Genomic DNA, 17,552 nt, shown 5'->3' with positions numbered 1-17,552 from the left:
TCGCCTAACTGGTGGTCTGGATGGGTGGCTGGGCGTTGCGAGCCTGAGCGAATGACGTGAAACCTGGTATCGCGGCACAGAGTTTCGACACGTCGCGGCCCGCGCACATGACCGTCCGATCTGGCCGGACTACGGCAGCGGTCGCATGTCCGTGGCGCAGCCACCGCTCCAGTTCGCCCCCGGGCTCGGCGACATGAACGACGATGCCGTGCTCATCGAGCGCGGCGAGCTGGAACGCCAGGGGACGCGTCGTGGTGACGAGTGCAAAGCCGTTGCCCAACACCGTGTCCAGGCGCCGGCCGTCGGCCAGTACCGGGTTGGGGCACAAGGTGCCGGCAAGGTGGCGGGGTCTCCGGCTCTTGATGACCAACGCAGACTCGTGCAGCCGGGGGGTCGTGCCGTGGGTGAGCTTGTCGCGCAGGCCGGGTATCAACCGGAGCCGGGGTGTGACGGTGCGCCGCACCAAGTTTCCCGCATGACCACCGGCCGTCATTGCCCACCCCATGGCCAATGCCAGGCCGATCATGCTGCGCGCGTGGGGTTTCCGCTCCTGCTCGTAGGTCGTCAGCAGTGCTTCGGGTAGTTCGCCGTCGATCACACCGGCGACTTTCCACGCCAGGTTCATCGCGTCACGCAGGCCCGCGCCCATGCCCTGCCCGATGAAGGGCGGCGTGAGGTGGGCGGCGTCGCCGAGGAGGAACACGTTGCGGTCCCGCCATCTGTCGGCGATCTGTGCGCGAAACGTGTACTCGGTGACCCGCACCAGGTCGAGGTCGTCGTCGGCGACATCGCCGATCCACGGTGCGATCAAGGGCCGAAGGGTCTCGATCGTGCTGAAGTCGGCGGCTGTTTCCGGCGGCAGCAGTCGAAACTCCCACCGGTAGCGGTTGGGGCCGATCCGCATGTACGTCGCAGCCCGAACGGGATCGCAGACCTGGTGCACGCCATCCCACTGCTCGAGTTCGGCTTCGGTGACGACGTCGGCCACCAGCCAGCGCTGCTCGAACCGCAGGTCGTCCATGGCCGCACCGATGGAGGCTCGCACGATGCTGTTGGCTCCGTCGCAGCCCAGCACGTAGCTGGTTTCGACGACGTGCTCCGTCCCGGTGGCGCGGTCGGAGTAGGTCACCCGGACGCGGCCCGGTTCGTGTTGGGTGATGCCGGTGACCTCGGAGTTGCCGCGCAGCTGCACATTTGGTCGCGTGGCCAGGTTGGCACGCAGCAGCTGTTCCAGTTCGGGTTGGTCGAACATGTTGGCTTGCGGGAAGCCATGCCGGCTGCGGGCGGGGTCGCGGTCGAACTGTGCCAGCGTGTGGTGGTTCTGGTCGAGCAACCGTAAGCCGAGCGCTGGGCGGGAAATCGTGGCGAACTCTTCGGCCACGCCGAGGCGGGCAAGAATGCGATGAATCTCGTCATCGAGGTGCACCGCGCGGGGCTGGGGATAGACCGATTCCCAGCGGTCCAGAACCAGCGTCGGCACGCCGTGGTCGGCGAGCAACGTCGCGGCAGTGACACCGGTCGGTCCCGCTCCGACGACGACAACGGGCACGGATTGCGTTACAGGGTCAGGCATTTCGATCCTCGACTCGAATCAGCCGATGATCGGCATGCGGTTGGCGACGAGTGCGTCGAGGCGCGTCTGCATGGCGGCCTCGATTCGGGACGCGAAGTCCTCGGCGGTTTCCCCGGGATTCGCGGTCATCGGGGGCAGGACCGCGGTCACCAGCTTGGTCGGCAATGCGACGTAGGGGAGCATGCCGGCGACGCCGATATTGAGTCCCCACGGAATGGTGACGCTGATGGGCAATGTCTTCATGCGCAGACGCCGGTGCAGGCCCAATCGTCGGGCGAGGCCTCGGCCGTCGGACACGACGAACAACGAGTCACCGGCGCCGGCCGTCACGACGGGGACCACCGGGACGTCATGAGTCATGGCCAGGCGGGCGAACCCGCAGCGCTCATCGAAATGCACCTGATTGCGGTCCCGCCAGGACTTCCCGGCATCGACGTCGCCGCCGGGGAACACCAGCACGTTGTGCCCGGCGGCGAAGGCGGCGTCTGCCGATTCCTGGCTTGCGGGCCGGCCGTCGAGAAACTCGGCGATGCGGCCCGCGCCGACCGTCCACGCCACCTGGTGAACGAGCGCGGTGGTCGGCCGTTTGAGTGCCGCTTTCTCGCGGACGGCGATCATCGCCAGCACGTTGAGGTCCGCCAGGCCGCCGAAGCCGTGATTGGCGACAAGCAACGCCGGCTCGGGAATCTCGGCGTCGATGTGGATTTCGTGGCGGTGGTACCACCGCAGATAGTTCGGGACCGCCACGCACATTGCGGATTTGAGTGCGGATGCCGTCGAGGAGGGGTCGGTCATGGGATCAACTGCTCGTCAGCAGCGAGCGCCTGCCCGAGGCAAGAACACGCACGAGGAGGCGGTTGGGAACAAGGCGCGCGATACGGGTGACAACCCGGGTTGGCCACCCCGGGATCACCGTCCCGCAGTCGCGATCGATGGCCTCGATGCCGGCTCGTGCAACGTCGCGGGAGGACATGTACATCATTTTGGGCAACCGGAATACATCGTCGTCAGCGCCTGCGGCAGAGAGGAATTCGGTCGCCACAGGCCCTGGGCACAACGTGGCGACAGTGACGCCGGTGCCCGCGAGCTCTCCGCGCAGTCCTTCGCCGTACACATGGGTAAATGCCTTGGTGGCGGCGTAGCCGGCCTGTGTGGGTGTCGGCATGAACCCGGCGCTTGACCCGACGTTGAGGATGGCGCCGCGGCGGCGGGGAACCATCTGCTGTACGGCGCGGGTCGTCAGGTCGATGACAGCCTCGACATTGACGCGGACCTGGTTGATTTCCGCATCCACGGACGAGTCGACAACTGCGCCAATGGTTCCGATGCCCGCATTGTTGACCAGGATGTCGACCTGCAGACCGCGCGTTGCGATGGTGCTGAACAGTGCGGCCCGCTGCGTCGGATCGGTGACATCGCACCCGATCACTTCGACATTGACTTCTGACGAGAGCTCCGCAGCAAGTGCATGCAGCCGGTCTTCGCGGCGGGCCACCGAGGTGACGTTGTGGCCGCGGGCGGCGAGTTCGCGTGCGATGTCGGCGCCGATGCCGGATGACGCGCCGGTGACGACGGCAGTCGACGACGGGTTCGGGGTGGGCAAGCTCATGGGGTCGTCCCTTCGATGAGGTTGAAAGATGTGGTTCGAGAACGGCCGATCACCGGGACGGTGCGCTCCACCGCATAGCCGTGCACTGCGGTCAGCACGGTGTGCTGCGTGTCGAGCACCTCGGCCAAATTGTCGTGTGTGAGAAGCTCGTCGAGCGCGGCGCGATCGTCCACGCCGAAAAACACCGCTGCGTGGTACCGGTGTTGGGGCGGGTTGTCGTGGGCGACGCCGGGCGATCCGCCGAGAAGCGGGGTATACGGTAGGAAGGCGTAGGACCGTAGATCCCTTGCGCCTGCTGCCATCAGCGCCGGGCTCAGCTGCTGATGCACAAAGGAACGAAACATCCTGGCGGCGACACCCATTCGGCGGCGCAACAACAGTGCGACGTGCTGCTGGGCGGAGTTGTCGTACCCGTCGGTGAACCAGCGTCCGCCGCGCGGCCCTGTGTGGTGGGCCAACACCCGGGTGAAGACGTTCTGCTCATCGAGGAACACCTCGCGCGAGTGCAGGCCGGTGCGCAGCATGGCCGCGGCGCTGGTGAATCGGATCTCGGCGCAGCCGTCGAGGTGCCATGTGCGCGGTATCGAGGTACCTATGCCGGCGGTGGCCGGCCAGAACCCGTGGTCGGTGGACGAGAACAGCCGTTGGTTGTATTCGAGGAGATGTGGCAAACGTATGACCTTGTCGGCGTGCGTCTTTGCCCAGTATGTGGTGGCTGCGTCACGCGAGAGATCGCTACGCAACATGAGTGGAGCAAGCAGCGACGTGGTGCGGGTTGGCGTCACGGTGCTCACTCCGCATCCACCAGCCGCCACGTGAGGGCGTAACGGCCCAGGATTGCCTCGACCGGGGCACGGTCCGTGCCGGGGGCCACGCGCACCGTGACAACCGTTGCTGCGTCTTCGGTATCCGCGGTCACGCCGCGCACGCCGTCGACATCTGCGACGGCGTCACGGACCGCGCTTCGGGCGGCGTCGGCCCGCAGCGGCAGCTTGTACGGCTTACCGACGGCGGTGACGGGGATGGCGTCGATCGCGATTACCGATTTCGGAGCGGCCGCGCTCTCGGCGACGTGCTCAACGGCCCACTGCCGCAACAAATCCGGAGTTGTGGCAGCGTCGGGCCGCAATGTGACATACGCGACCGGTACCTCACCGGCGTGCACGTCGGGCCGGCCGACCGCGGCCGCGCCGGTGACGTCGGGATGCGCCAGCAGTGCGTCTTCGATCATTGCCGGGTCGATGTTGTGCCCGCCGCGGATGATCAGGTCCTTCGCGCGCCCGCAGAGATGGACGAAGCCGTCGTCGTCGACCCATGCGAGGTCGCCGGTGTCGAGCCAACCGTCGACGAGCTTGCCGTTGCCGTCGAGGACGAAACCGTCAGAGCTGCGGTCGGTGACGTAGCCCGGGAACACGGTGGGGCCACCGACCACGAGGGTGCCGATCTGGCCGGCCGACAGTTCGTGCCAGTCGCCGTTGTCGTCGATGTCGACGGTCTTGAGTTGTTGGTAGGGGAGCCGCTGACCGGCCGAGCCGGGCCGGGGATGGTCGGGGAAGCTGCGCGCGCTGGCGCAGGTGGCCTCGGTCAGGCCGTAACCTTCCAGCAGGGGGACACCGGTGTGCGACTCGAAATCGCTGCGCACCGCAGGCGGCAGCGCGGAGGCACCGACAATCGCCATCCGCAGACTGGAGATGTTGGCATCGACGGGGAGCAGGCTGAGCACGGCGTACACCGTCGGTACCGCGCTCATGGTGGAGATCCCGTAGCGCTCAATGATTTTCCAGAAGTTGCCGTAGAGCGACATATCCCGGTAGCCGAGCGGGCCGGCCCACAGCACCTGCTGTCCGCGCAGCAGCGGCGCCAGTAGCGTCACCACGAGGGCGTTGACGTGGAACAGTGGCAGCGCGGCGAACAACACCGGGGTTTCATCGAGCACCGTGTTGGCGGCGATCATCCATGCATCGGCCACCTCGTTGGCGTGCGTGTGGGCGGCCAGTTTCGGCGCGCCGGTGGTTCCGCCGGTGTGGAACAACGCGGCCAGATCGGTGGATTCCGGTGCGGCGCCGTGGAATCGGGTGCCGTCGTGTGCCGTGGACAGTCGCGCCAGGTAGTCGACCTTGGCTCCCGCCACCGTGGGGACGTCGATCGCCGTCGCGCCGGTCGGCCCGATCAGCAGGATGGTGTCGATCAAGCCGGCACTGACGAGACGCTCTGCCACCGCCCATGCCGAGGCGTCGAGCTCAGCGTCCGCCGTGATGAGGACTCGGGCGCCGGATCGCCGCACCAGTTCACTGACGTGCTCCGGGGAGAGCCCGCCGTTGATGGGCGCCGCGATGCCGGCGAGCTGAGCCGCCAGCGTCGCGGTGATCAGGTCATCGCAGTTCGGTGCGATGAGCGCGACGGCATCATGGCGCTGAACACCCAAGTCGCGCAGTAGGTTTGCGCTCTGGTGCACGTCGTGCAGCAGTTGGCTGAAGGTGCGCTCAACGGGCTTCTCCCAACGTTCGCCGTCGGGCACGACGCTGACGGCGATCCGGTCCGGCCACATCTGTGCCGCGCGCGCCAGCAGCGCGTAGGTGGAGGCCGGCAAGCCCCGCTCGGAAAGTGGGACGGCTTCGATGTCGGCCAGGTCGCTCGGGCTGGAGTACCTGGGCCACAACAGGTTCGCGCTCATGCGTACTTCACGATGTTGCGCTGGGCGCCGAGGTCGATGGCGCCGTCATCGGTGGCGATGGTCGTCTCGACGACGTCACCGTCGTGCAGGTATTTCGGGTTGCGCGCCTGGCTCTTGAAGAAGGCCTTCCATTTCACGGCGGGCGGCAGCAGCGACCCGATGAACGCGACAGCCTTGTGCGGCGCACTCAGCGCGGTGCCCACGGGTGTGCCGGTCAGAATCAGGTCGCCGGCACTGAGGTCTTGAAAGCGGGTCAGCGATTGCAGGGCCTGCAGCGGCGGGTAGATCATGTCGCCGGCAACGCGCATGTCTTGCCGCAGTTGGCCGTTCACGCGCAGCTGTAGTCGCAGCTCGCCGAAGCGCTTGAGCTCGGCGGCGGTCAACAGCACCAGGGCCGGGCCGACGGGCGTAAAGGTGGGGTAGGACTTGGCCTCGTAGAACTGTGTCTGGGGCAGCTGGATGTCGCGCGCGGAGACGTCATTGGTGACCACCAGTCCGGCTACGTAGTCGGCGAGGTTGGCCTCGGTGATGGTGCTGCCCACCGGGATGTCGGTGCCGATGACCAGACCGATCTCCACTTCGTAGTCCAGGAACTGCACGTGGCTGGGTTTGACGATCGCGTCCGATGGGCCCGTGATCGACGCCGACGATTTACGGAAGAAGGTCAACGGGATCGAGGCCGGTTCCATCCCGGCGTCTTTGACGTGCGAGGCGAAGTTCGTCATCTGGGCGACCACCCGGCAGGGTACGGTCACGGGAGACACGAGTTCGAGGCTGTCGACCGGCACCGTGGCGGTGTCGGCGGCAGCGGCTTCGATGGCGACGCGGTCGGCGAGCAGGGCGCCCGTGGTGGTCGCATCGGTGGCGATCTTGGCGGCACCGGTGGCGGTGTGCACCCACCAGGCGTCGGCGGTGCGCAGAACGGAGATGGTCATGACTTGGCTGCTTTCAGTAGGCCGATGAGGCGGTTGACGTCGAATTCGTTGTTGCTGCGCAGGGCGGTGAGCAGTTCTCGTACCTCGCCGCGCGCGTGCCGCGGACTGGTGCCGAGGAAGTCGGCGGTGGCCGGCGGTCCCCATTGCGCCAGGCCGGAGGCGGTGAACTCGGCCCATCCGGGTTCGAGCGTGCTGTCGAACATGTCGCCGTCGGTGAAGTGCTCGACCATGAACCCGTCCGGGTCACGCCAGTAGTCGAAGATCTGGCTGCCCTGGATGTGCCGGCCGATGCCCCAGGAGCGTTGGTAGCCATGGTCTTTGAGGTATTCACCACCGGCGGCGAGGGCGTCGAGGTCACTGACCTGATAGGCCGAGTGGACGTAGCGGTTCGCGGGCCCCAGCGCCAAGGCGAGGGTGTGGTGGTCGGTCGGGATCGAGCCGCGGTCACACCGGATGAAGCTCATGGTGGGGCCGCGTTCGCGCTGGCCCGGGAAGTACAGGAAGTCGCTGACGATCAAGCCGAGCGTATCGAGGTACCAGTCCAGCGCGGCACGGTATTTGGTGGACTGGACGACGACGTGGCCGAGGCGTTGCACCGTCGTCGGCACCCGCGGCGGCCGTTGAGTGGCGTTGATCCGGACGACATCGTGGCCGAGGTTGAAGGTGTGCGGTGCCTGGGCCGGCAGCGGGCTCAGCGGATGCGTACCGGACACCACGTGCACCGGAATACCGCTGGGGTCGGTCAAGTGCACACCCAGCCCGCCGATCGCCTCCGGTAGCGCGGTCACCCGGGCGCCGGTCTTGTCGGCCAGTCGGACCAGGTCTGTGTCGTCGCCGGCGGCGAACGCCATGCCGCGGAAACGCGTCTGCGCGCCACGCCGGATGAGGACACACGGGGCGTCGGGATCGCTGCCGCGCAAATGCAATTCGGTATCGGTGCGCAGCGCGGTGCCGAAGCCGAATGCATGGGCAAAGGCCTCGGCGCGCGCCAGGTCGGGTTTGTCGAATTCCAGCCAGGCGACGTCCGTCACCTTGATCAGTGGGTTGCGGGAGCGCCCAGGGTGCTCGCCGGCCAGTGCCCCCTGCGCGCTGTGCAGGCCGTTGTGGGCGCCAATGGTGTTGCTGCTCATCGTGCGTACTCCTTTCGTGACGCTGTGACCGCGGCGCCGACCGCACCCCGGACCTTGTCGATCACGGCCAGCGCGTCGGCGGGGCCGTGGTCTCCGCGCCATGCGACGTGCTGATCGGGACGGATGAGCACCAGGTCGCGCTCGTAGAGCTTGCGGGTGTGTGCGTCGCGGACGTCGACGACGGTCAGTGGGACACCGCGGTCGTCGGCCGCCGCCATCAAGTCGGTGATATCGATATCGGTGAAACGCAGCAGGGTGAATCCGGGGCCGAACAGATCGAACAACGCTGTGCCATCGGGCAGGAAGACACTCGGCGGGCGGGCACCCGGCACGGTGCTCGGGATGTACCGATGTGAGGGGCCGGCCGGCGGGCAGCTCGGTTCCGTACAGACGACCGGTGAGGTGTCATAGCGGTATCCGTACTCGATTCCGTCGGCCTCGTTTTCGAGGTTGCCGAGATCCAGAATCTCGCGTCCCAGGCGTGCGCGGTCGCGTTCACCTGACCAGTTCTGCCCGGAAAGCGAAGCGCGGTTTGCCATTTGGATGGCCAGGCGCACCATGGTGTGGCGTGCTGAGGCATCCCGATTGGCGATCCCGACGCCGCGGCGTTCGGCCGCGTACGCACTGAGCAGGCGCGGACCGCCCCAGCCGTTGACAACGGCGGCCAGCGCCCAGCCCAGCCCGACCCCGTCGCCGACACCGGTGTTCATGCCGTAGCCACCGTTGGGCACCACCTGGTGGGCGGAGTCGCCGGCCAGCCAGACTCGGCCGTGCCCGTACGAGTCGGCCAGCGACAGCCGGGGCCGCCACTCGTTGGCAACGATGATGTCGCAGTCGAATTCGACTCCCAGGCGGGCGAACAGGAACTGCTTCGGATCGATCGCCTCGGTCTTCACTCCCACGCCGATCAGCGTGTGCAACGTCCAGGTGTCACGGTCGTTCTGCGAGATGAGGGTCCAGCCTTCGGGGGACTGGGTGTGCCAGGTGGTGCCGAACCGCTCCAAGATCTCGCGGGCCGGGGAAGTGAAATGCACCATGTACACGCGGCCGTCCATCGGGGTCTGTCGCTGGTCCATGAATGCCCGCACCGTGCCCGCGACCATTTTGCGCAGCCCGATTTCGCGGGCGGCCATACGGCGGATATCGATGTCGTGCAACGCGATTCCCAGTTCGCGTCGCACGATGCTGCCGGCGCCGTCGCAACCGGCCAGATAGTCCGCGCGTACGGTCCGGGTCTCGCCGGTGGCGCTGCAGTTGATGACGGCGTCGACGCCGCCGGCGTCCTGGCGGAACGACTGCAATGCCCACCCATACCGGACGTCGACGCCGGTGCGCGTCTCCAGGATCTCCTTCAGCGCCGGTTCGAGAATCGCCTGGGAGACCCGCATCGGGGGCTCCAACGCCATGGTCCCGTCGATGCAGGCCCGGATGGCGTCGCGGCGCGCGGCCACCCCGGGGTAGCGGAATCGCGCCAACTCCCACCCACTGAGCTTGGTGACCCACGCGACGTCGAACGGATTGTCCTCGGGGACAGCCACTTTGCGTAGTTCGTCGGCGATGCCGAGTTGCCGGTACAGCTCCATGCTGCGGCCATTGGTGATGTCCATCTTGGGGTGCGTCGTCGTCGACGGATTGCGTTCGACGAGTAGTGCCGGCACGCCCTGACGGGCCAAGGTCAGCGCCAAGGTGAGGCCGACCGGCCCGCCGCCGGCGATCAGTACCGGGATCCGGTCAGTCGGGGAGGGTTCGATCATCGTTGATCCCTTCGAGTGGCAACAACTATGTATCGAATTGAACAGAAGTGTTCAACACAAGTCAAGGGTGTATTTTGAACAAAGTTGTTCAGAAGATCGATGATGTGTGCAATCGCTGTTGCTATCGTTATGGATTGGACAGGTGATGCAGACGGTGCAGGAGAACTTGAAGGAGCCGCGCCATGACCACAACTGACGACCGGATCGTGACGGCGGCAGTGCGGCTCTTCGTCGAGAAGGGCACCACGCAGGTCACCATCAGTGAGCTGGCGCAAGAGGCGAACGTGGCCCGCGGCACCCTGTACCGGAACGTCGGCTCGATGGACGATCTGTTCGATCGCGTCGTCAGTGAGGTCACCGCGGACCTGCATCGGCGCGTTTCGGCTTCGTTCCTGGCGGCGGCGACCGATGATGCCGCGACGAGGCTGGCCACGGGCATTCGGATGTGGGTGCGCTATGGGCACGAGAACCCCATGCTGGGACGGTTCGCCGTCAAGTTCGGCCTCAGCGAAGAGACGCTGCGCACCTGGATGGCCGGCCCGCCGAGCAGTGACGTCGACGCCGGCGTGGCGGCCGGCCGCTACCAGCTGGGTGAGATCGGAGTCGACAGCGTGGCCTCGATGGTCATGGGCGCCACGGTCAGCGCCATGTGGATGGTTCTGGAAGGTCATCAGACCTGGCGTGAGGCAGGCTCGGCCACTGCGGAACTTGTGTTGCGCGCCTTGGGGATCGACACCCAAGAGGCGCACCGCATCGCGACCGAGCCGCTGCCCGCACTGCAGCCGTCCGCCTGAATGCCCGCTGGCATGGTTCGCGCTCGCCGCTGTTTTCGGTGGCTCGCTGCCGTCATCGGATTGGTCGTCGCGCTGCTAGCGGGCGAATGCGTGTGGGTGCGGCCTTCGCTCGTCGCGATGCCCGCGGTGCCCGACGCCGGTTATGGATTCAGCGTCGGCGCGCCGCAGTCCTGGATGAGCGACGCCGACGCCGACCGCGAACTCGATGCCGTGGCCCGAACGCGGGCGGAGTGGATGCGGGTGCTGATCGACTGGCACATCGTGGAACCTGTTAAGGGCCAATACAATTGGCACTACGTCGACCACTGGGTGAACGGCTCCAAGAAGCGTGGCCTGAAGGTGCTCGGCCTGATCGCGTACAGCCCCACGTGGGCTCGGGCGCCGGGTTCGTATTTCAGTGCGCCACCGGTGAATCCGGCGGACTACGCCGCCTTCGTCACGGCCGTCGTGCAGCGCTACGGCGACCGCGTCGCCGATTGGGAGATCTGGAACGAGCCGAATCTGCCGCTGTTCTTCGGATTCACCGACAACCGCGCTGCCGTCTACACCGAGCTGCTCAAGGCGGCCTATCCGGCGATCAAGGCCATTCAGCCCGACGCCACGGTCATCGCCGCCGGGCTCAGCCGCGCCACCGGCCCGGACGCGCCGACCAAATTCCTCGCCGACATGTACGCCAATGGCGCGCGGAAGTTCTTCGACGCCACCGCGATGCACCCGTATGTGTTCCCGGGCGGCATCGCCGAAGACGGCGACAACGGGTGGTCGGACCTGGTGCGGGTGCACGATCTGATGACCGTCAACGGCGACGGAGACAAGAAGGTGTGGATGACGGAACTGGGCGCCTCGACGTGCGCGCCGCAGGCCCGGGGCGTCAGCCAGGACGAGCAGGCGCGCCAGATTCTGCAGGTGCTGTCGGGCGTGGCGGGGACGGGTTGGAGCGGCCCGGCCTTCATCTTCGCGGTGCGTGACACCGACACCGCCAAGCGTGACGACCTCGAATCCAACTTCGGTGCGTTGCTGACGTCGGACTGGAAGCCCAAGTACACGGCGGCGGTGCTGGCTCGGTAGCCCACCACGGCGGCCGCGCCGCTCGTATAGTCGAGTTCGTGGCAGGCCGTCCGATTCATACGTTCGAAGTACTCCGCACCCAGCGCCTGACCCCGCACATGATTCGTGTTGTGTTCGGCGGCAACGGGTTCGACACCTTCACTCCCAAGGAATTCACAGACTCCTACGTCAAGTTCGTCATCGTGCCCACGGGCGTCCAGGTCGCCGGTCTCGCGCAGCCGCTGACGCTGGACAGCTTCGAGGAGCTGCCGGCCGACCAGCGCCCGACGGTGCGGACCTACACCGTGCGCAGCGTCGACGTCGAGCAGCGCGAACTCACCGTCGACTTCGTCGTACACGGCGACACCGGCGTGGCCGGGCCGTGGGCGGCGTCGTTGGCGCCAGGCGACCCCGCGTATCTCATGGGACCCAATGGGGCATACGCGCCCAACCCGGCCGCCGACTGGCACCTGCTGGCCGGCGACGAAGCCGGGCTGCCGGCGCTGAGCACCGCGCTGGAAGCGTTGCCGCCCAACGCGATCGGCCAGGCCTTCATCGAAGTCGACGGACCGGACGACGAACTCGAGTTGACCGCGCCGGCCGGCGTGAAGATCCAGTGGATCCACCGCGGCGGCCGCGCCGACCTCGTGCCCGATGACCAGGCCGGCGACAACGCGCCGCTCATCGCGGCGGTCCGGGCGGCCGACTGGCTGCCCGGCCAGGTCCAGGTGTTCGTGCACGGTGAGGCGCAGACCGTCATGCACAACCTGCGGCCCTACCTGCGCAAGGAGCGCGGCGTCGGCGCCGAATGGGCGTCCATCTCCGGCTACTGGCGCCGCGGCCGGACCGAAGAGACCTTCCGGCAGTGGAAGGCCGAGCTGGCGAAGGCCGAAGCCGAGGCATAGGCCGGAAAGCCGACGCGCAGGCCGACGCTAATGTGCGATCCTCAGCCGAAGTTTGCGACGGAAGGGCGGCCTGATGGCGTTCGGTGACTATCAACTCGAGATTTACCTGCAGGGGCTCGGCGGTGTCGTCCCGACGCTGCCGATCTCGTTCGCGGAACTCGAGGAGCGCGCCCAGGCCGCGATGCCGCCGTCGATCTGGTCGTACGTCGCCGGCGGCGCCGGTGACGAGCGGACGCAACGCGTCAACGTCAGCGCCTTCGAGCGCTGGGGCCTCATGCCGCGGATGCTGGTCGGGGCCACCGAGCGGGACCTGACGATCGACCTGTTCGGGCTGAAGCTGCCATCGCCGTTGTTCCTCGCGCCCATCGGCGTCATGGGCATCTGTGCCCGCGACGGCCACGGCGACCTGCATGCCGCGCGGGCTGCGGCCCAGACCGGGGTGCCGATGATGGTCTCGACGCTCACCAGCGATCCGCTGGAGGACGTCGCCGCCGAATTCGGTGATACCCCAGGCTTTTTCCAGCTGTACACCCCGAAAGACCGCGATTTGGCGGCGAGCCTCGTCAGCCGTGCCGAAGCGGCGGGGTACCAGGGCATCGTCGTCACCCTCGACACCTGGGTACCCGGCTGGCGTCCCCGCGACCTGTCGACGGCCAACTTCCCGCAGCTGCGCGGCCACTGTCTGTCCAACTACACCAGCGACCCGGTCTTCCGTGCCAAGCTGCCCGCGCCGCCCGAGCAGAACCCACAGGGCGTGGTGATGCAGTGGGTGCAGGACTTCGGCAACCCGCTGACCTGGGACGACCTGCCCTGGCTGCGATCGCTGACGAAGTTGCCGCTGCTGGTCAAGGGCATCTGTCACCCCGACGACGCGCGGCGCGTCCGCGACGCCGGCCTCGACGGCATCTACTGCTCCAACCACGGCGGCCGGCAGGCCAACGGCGGAATTCCGGCCATCGACTGCCTGCCCGGCGTCGTCGCGGCGGCCGACGGACTGCCGGTGCTGTTCGACTCCGGCGTCCGGACCGGCGCCGACGTCGTCAAAGCGCTGGCGCTGGGGGCGACGGCGGTCGGCATCGGCCGGCCGTACGCGTACGGCATGGCGCTGGCCGGCACCGCCGGCGTCGTTCACGTGGTGCGGTCCCTGCTGGCCGAGACCGACCTGACCATGGCCATCGACGGCTACCGCTCACTGGCCGAACTGACGCCGGATGCCTTGCGTCGCGTCGACGCCTGAGCGAACAAGTGGATGCAACACCCAATCTTACATCCACTTAACCGATAAATGGATGTAAGGTCGCAGTGTGCATCCACTTAGCGCTGTTACTTACGAGGATGTGCGCTGGGAGCCGCAGGTTCATTACGCAGGTATGCCACCCAAACACGGCACCTACCATCCAGCAGTGCCGGCAAGCATCGCCGAGCTGGACCTGGTGTTGCCTGACGCGGTCTTGGCCGAGGCTGAAGCAGCGAGATCGCCCGGTTCGACGCCGAACTAGGCGGCGAGATCGCACCGTTCGCTGCGGTCCTGCTGCGGTCGGAATCTGCTGCCAGCTCCCAGATCGAGAATCTCTCGGCGTCGGCAAGATCTGTCGCCGAGGAAGAGCTCGTCGGTGGCACTGGCAAGCGCAACGCCGCCGACATCGTCGCCAACACCGCCGCGATGCAGGCTGCGTTGGATCTCTCGGGGACCATCGACGCCGCAGCCATCCTCGCGATGCACGCCGCGCTCATGGTCAATCAGCCACGGCACACCCCGGGGCAATGGCGTACCGAGCCGGTGTGGATCGGTCGTGGATCGACACCTGTCGGTGCGACATTCGTAGGCCCACGTCACGAACTCATTCCCGCTGCGATCGACGACCTCATCGCGTTCACGAGGCGCACCGACACCGCAGTACTGCCGCTGATCGCGGTAGCCCACGCTCAATTCGAGACGCTGCACCCGTTTACCGACGGCAACGGTCGCACCGGGCGTGCGCTGGTCCAGGCAATGCTGCGCAATAAGGCACTGACTCGTCAGATCACTGTGCCGGTGTCGGCGGGGTTGCTGGCCGATACGGACGGATACATCGGGGCACTTACGGCGTACCGGGAGGGTGACGCCGCGCCCATCGTGGAGCGATTTGCCGAGGCAAGTCTGCGCGCCACGGTCAACGGTCGGCAGCTGGTCACAGACCTGCGTACCATCCGCGCCAGCTGGAACGACAGGATCACCGCGCGTGCGGATTCAGGAGCGTGGAAGGTGGCCGACCTACTGACCAGCCGCCCCGTGATCAATGCCGCACTGCTCGTGGACAAAGGCATTGTGGCCCAGACTGCACACGCCCAGCGCGTACTGACTCCATTGGTTGAGGCAGGCGTGATCATCGAGACCACCGCTGGGCGCCGCAATCGCGTATGGCGATCCCCGGAAGTTCTTGCTGCGCTCGATGCGTTCGCCGAACGTGCGGGCAGGCGCGTCGACGCCTGAGGTCACAGCTCGGAAACCGACGGGTGGCGTGACGGGCGATCGGCCGAGCGTTCTGCCAACGTAGGGGAGTGCACCAGGCGGTTCTCGACGAGTTCGATCAGTACCTCGAACTCGAATGCGGGCGTTCCGAGCACACGCGGCGCGCCTATCTCGGTGACCTGCGGTCGTTGGGGGAATTCCTCGGCGACGACGCGACCCTCGCGGACCTGGACCTCATGACGCTGCGGTCGTGGCTCGCCGAACAGGCCGCCAGGGGCGCCGCCCGGACCACGCTGTCCCGCCGGACCTCGGCGGTCAAGACCTTCACTGCGTGGGCCGTGCGGCGCGGGCTGCTCGAGACCGACCCGGCCGTCCGGCTGCAGACCCCCAAGGCGCATCGTGCGCTGCCCGCAGTGCTGCGTCAGGACCAGGCCGTCGATGCCATGTCGGCGGCGAATTCCGGTGCCGAACAAGGTGATCCGGTGGCGCTGCGGGACCGGCTGATCGTCGAGATGCTGTATGCCACCGGCATCCGTGTCAGCGAGCTGTGCGGCCTGGACATCGATGATGTCGACCAGAGCCGCCGGTTGCTGCGCGTGCTCGGTAAAGGCGACAAGGAGCGCACCGTGCCCTTCGGGGAACCGGCCTTCAACGCGCTGCGGGCCTGGCTGTCCGACGGCCGCCCGGCGCTGGCGGTCGCGACGTCCGGCCCGGCGCTGCTGCTCGGGGCACGGGGACGACGCCTCGACCCCCGACAGGCGCGAACCGTCGTGCACCAGACGATCTCGGCGGTGGACGGTGCACCCGACATCGGGCCGCACGGCTTGCGCCACAGCGCGGCCACCCACCTGCTGGAAGGTGGTGCCGACCTGCGCGTGGTGCAGGAGCTACTGGGGCATTCATCGCTCGCGACGACGCAGCTCTACACGCACGTGACCGTCGCCCGGCTGCGCGCCGTCCACGACCAGGCCCACCCTCGGGCCTAACTCGTCGTCGCGAGCATTTTGGGGGCCGCTCGCGGCCGGCGAGGGTGCGCATCGTGCACGCGAATAGCGGCGTGTCGCCGTACAAACACGGCCGCTCGCGGTCAAAGGGGCTTGAGGCGGATCGGGGTGGTGGCGAGCAGGCCGAGGGGATCGACGTAGTCGGCATCGGACGACGCGCCCCACATCGCGCCCCAGTGCAGACAACTTGCGCAGCCGGGGTGGCCGGCCAGCAGCGTGCCGAGCGGCGTACCCGCCGCGACGACGGCGCCGGCGCGCACCGCCGCCCGGACGGGCTCGTAGCTGGTCCGCAGCCCGCCCGGATGAGCGACCGACACGACCGGCCGGCCCGCGAGCTCCCCGGCGAACACCACGGTGCCTGGGCCGGCGGCGTACACCGTCTGGCCGGCGGCACCGGCGAGGTCGACGCCACGATGCCCGCGCTGCCAGTTCGGCCGCGGCGCGTCGAACGCGCGCACGACGGCCGGTCGCGGCCGCAGCGGCCAGTCCAGCCGGTCGTCGGTGGCGTGCGCCACGCCGGTCGAGCCGAGTCCGGCGAGCAGGAGCGCCAGTAGAGTCCGCATCAGGCCAGTTCAGCGCTTCGGCGGCGGCTTCGGCACCCCCAGAAACCCGATCTGTGGACAACCCGCGCACTGTGGACAAAAGCACCCCCGGCGAGCGTGTAAACTTCCACCTGCAATCCGCATTCGTGGGTTGACTTCGCGCGCCTGCACAGCGGCTCGATCTCGGGTCGCCACCGCATGCCGGGCGGTCCCACCTCGGACAACCGAGTTGGGTCCGGCACGCAGCAGACGCCAGGGTCCGGAATCACCCGATGCCGGACGACAACCGATAACTGAGTGAGGCACCAACATGGCCGTAGTGACCATGAAGCAGCTGCTGGACAGCGGCGCACACTTCGGGCACCAGACCCGTCGCTGGAACCCCAAGATGAAGCGGTTCATCTTCACCGACCGCAACGGCATCTACATCATCGACTTGCAGCAGACGCTGACCTACATCGACAAGGCGTACGAATTCGTCAAGGAGACCGTTGCCCACGGCGGCACCGTGCTCTTCGTCGGTACCAAGAAGCAGGCCCAGGAGTCCATCGCCGACGAGGCCACCCGCGTCGGCATGCCCTACGTCAACCAGCGCTGGCTGGGCGGCATGCTCACCAACTTCTCGACCGTTCACAAGCGCCTGCAGCGCCTGAAGGAACTCGAGTCGATGGAGCAGACCGGTGGCTTCGAGGGTCGCACCAAGAAGGAAATCCTCATGCTGACGCGTGAGAAGAACAAGCTCGAGCGCAGCCTCGGCGGTATCCGGGACATGCAGAAGGTTCCGTCGGCCATCTGGGTCGTCGACACCAACAAGGAGCACCTGGCCGTTTCCGAGGCCATCAAGCTCGGCATCCCGGTCATCGCGATCCTGGACACCAACTGCGATCCCGACCAGGTCAACTACCCGATCCCGGGTAACGACGACGCCATCCGCAGCGCCGCGCTGCTGACCAAGGTGATCGCCTCCGCGGTTGCCGAGGGTCTGCAGGCCCGCTCGGGTGCCAAGACCGAGGCCGAAGGCGCCGAGCCGCTCGCCGAGTGGGAGCAGGAACTGCTCGCCGGGGCCACGGCAGGAACCGAGACCGCGTCTTCTCCGGAAGCCGCCACCGAAACCACCACCACAGAAAGCTGAG

At 67.3% G+C, this 17,552-nt stretch carries 16 protein-coding genes; 7 read left to right on the top strand and 9 right to left on the bottom strand.

Features of this window, described 5'->3' with window-relative positions; translation table 11 throughout:
* Positions 1-4: 4 nt before the first annotated feature.
* The 8 genes from ACJH7A_RS01745 to ACJH7A_RS01710 form a co-directional block, all read right to left on the bottom strand.
* Complete coding sequence (locus ACJH7A_RS01745; protein WP_212811856.1) at positions 5-1,573, bottom strand: bifunctional 3-(3-hydroxy-phenyl)propionate/3-hydroxycinnamic acid hydroxylase; 1,569 nt, start codon at positions 1,571-1,573, stop codon at positions 5-7.
* Positions 1,574-1,591: 18 nt separating this feature from the next.
* Positions 1,592-2,368, bottom strand: coding sequence for a 1-acyl-sn-glycerol-3-phosphate acyltransferase (locus tag ACJH7A_RS01740; RefSeq protein ID WP_212811855.1), 777 nt, complete (start codon positions 2,366-2,368; stop codon positions 1,592-1,594).
* Positions 2,369-2,372: 4 nt separating this feature from the next.
* Positions 2,373-3,182 carry an SDR family oxidoreductase gene (locus tag ACJH7A_RS01735; protein ID WP_212811854.1) on the bottom strand — a complete coding sequence of 270 codons (810 nt, stop codon included), beginning with the start codon at positions 3,180-3,182 and terminating at the stop codon, positions 2,373-2,375.
* Entirely contained in the window at positions 3,179-3,853 is a 675-nt protein-coding gene (locus ACJH7A_RS01730; protein WP_212811853.1) for a hypothetical protein, read from the bottom strand. Before ACJH7A_RS01730 ends, ACJH7A_RS01735 begins: the two co-directional genes overlap by 4 nt.
* Before the next feature lie 119 nt (positions 3,854-3,972).
* Positions 3,973-5,856 carry an acyl-CoA synthetase gene (locus ACJH7A_RS01725; RefSeq protein ID WP_212811852.1) on the bottom strand — a complete coding sequence of 628 codons (1,884 nt, stop codon included), beginning with the start codon at positions 5,854-5,856 and terminating at the stop codon, positions 3,973-3,975.
* Complete coding sequence (locus ACJH7A_RS01720; RefSeq protein WP_406774906.1) at positions 5,853-6,791, bottom strand: fumarylacetoacetate hydrolase family protein; 939 nt, start codon at positions 6,789-6,791, stop codon at positions 5,853-5,855. Before ACJH7A_RS01720 ends, ACJH7A_RS01725 begins: the two co-directional genes overlap by 4 nt.
* Complete coding sequence (locus ACJH7A_RS01715) at positions 6,788-7,921, bottom strand: VOC family protein (RefSeq protein WP_318986019.1); 1,134 nt, start codon at positions 7,919-7,921, stop codon at positions 6,788-6,790. The genes ACJH7A_RS01720 and ACJH7A_RS01715 overlap by 4 nt, the downstream gene beginning before the upstream one ends.
* Complete coding sequence (locus tag ACJH7A_RS01710; protein ID WP_212811850.1) at positions 7,918-9,675, bottom strand: FAD-dependent monooxygenase; 1,758 nt, start codon at positions 9,673-9,675, stop codon at positions 7,918-7,920. The genes ACJH7A_RS01715 and ACJH7A_RS01710 overlap by 4 nt, the downstream gene beginning before the upstream one ends.
* Positions 9,676-9,857: 182 nt before the next feature.
* On the opposite strand from ACJH7A_RS01710, the gene ACJH7A_RS01705 reads away from it, so the two are divergent.
* The 6 genes from ACJH7A_RS01705 to ACJH7A_RS01680 all read left to right on the top strand — a co-directional run bounded on the left by ACJH7A_RS01705 (position 9,858) and on the right by ACJH7A_RS01680 (position 15,859).
* A complete protein-coding gene (locus ACJH7A_RS01705) occupies positions 9,858-10,469 on the top strand; it encodes a TetR/AcrR family transcriptional regulator (protein WP_212811849.1) in 612 nt (203 codons plus the stop codon).
* Between the two features lie 96 nt (positions 10,470-10,565).
* Positions 10,566-11,537, top strand: a complete 972-nt coding sequence (locus ACJH7A_RS01700) for a cellulase family glycosylhydrolase (protein ID WP_244872586.1) — start codon at positions 10,566-10,568, stop codon at positions 11,535-11,537.
* A 38-nt stretch (positions 11,538-11,575) separates the two neighbouring features.
* Positions 11,576-12,421 (top strand): siderophore-interacting protein, encoded by an 846-nt coding sequence (locus ACJH7A_RS01695; RefSeq protein ID WP_406801337.1) that lies wholly within the window; start codon positions 11,576-11,578, stop codon positions 12,419-12,421.
* A gap of 73 nt (positions 12,422-12,494) precedes the next feature.
* Positions 12,495-13,658, top strand: coding sequence for a lactate 2-monooxygenase (locus tag ACJH7A_RS01690; RefSeq protein WP_212811846.1), 1,164 nt, complete (start codon positions 12,495-12,497; stop codon positions 13,656-13,658).
* Positions 13,659-14,084: 426 nt separating this feature from the next.
* Positions 14,085-14,894, top strand: coding sequence for a Fic family protein (locus tag ACJH7A_RS01685; protein ID WP_244872585.1), 810 nt, complete (start codon positions 14,085-14,087; stop codon positions 14,892-14,894).
* Positions 14,895-14,962: 68 nt separating this feature from the next.
* Positions 14,963-15,859 carry a tyrosine recombinase XerC gene (locus ACJH7A_RS01680; RefSeq protein ID WP_212811845.1) on the top strand — a complete coding sequence of 299 codons (897 nt, stop codon included), beginning with the start codon at positions 14,963-14,965 and terminating at the stop codon, positions 15,857-15,859.
* Between the two features lie 101 nt (positions 15,860-15,960).
* On the opposite strand, the gene ACJH7A_RS01675 is transcribed toward ACJH7A_RS01680, so the two are convergent.
* Positions 15,961-16,440 carry a peptidoglycan DD-metalloendopeptidase family protein gene (locus ACJH7A_RS01675; RefSeq protein WP_406801336.1) on the bottom strand — a complete coding sequence of 160 codons (480 nt, stop codon included), beginning with the start codon at positions 16,438-16,440 and terminating at the stop codon, positions 15,961-15,963.
* 289 nt (positions 16,441-16,729) lie between these two features.
* Here ACJH7A_RS01675 and rpsB point away from each other — a divergent pair, with 289 nt between their 5' ends.
* Positions 16,730-17,551: a 30S ribosomal protein S2 gene (gene rpsB, locus ACJH7A_RS01670; RefSeq protein WP_318984313.1), complete on the top strand. Its 822-nt coding sequence runs from the start codon at positions 16,730-16,732 to the stop codon at positions 17,549-17,551.
* The last annotated feature ends 1 nt before the right edge of the window (position 17,552 follow it).

The organism is Mycobacterium sp. SMC-17 (assembly GCF_045310915.1).
GTDB lineage: Bacteria > Actinomycetota > Actinomycetes > Mycobacteriales > Mycobacteriaceae > Mycobacterium.
This window is presented reverse-complemented; position numbering and strand designations above follow the sequence as displayed.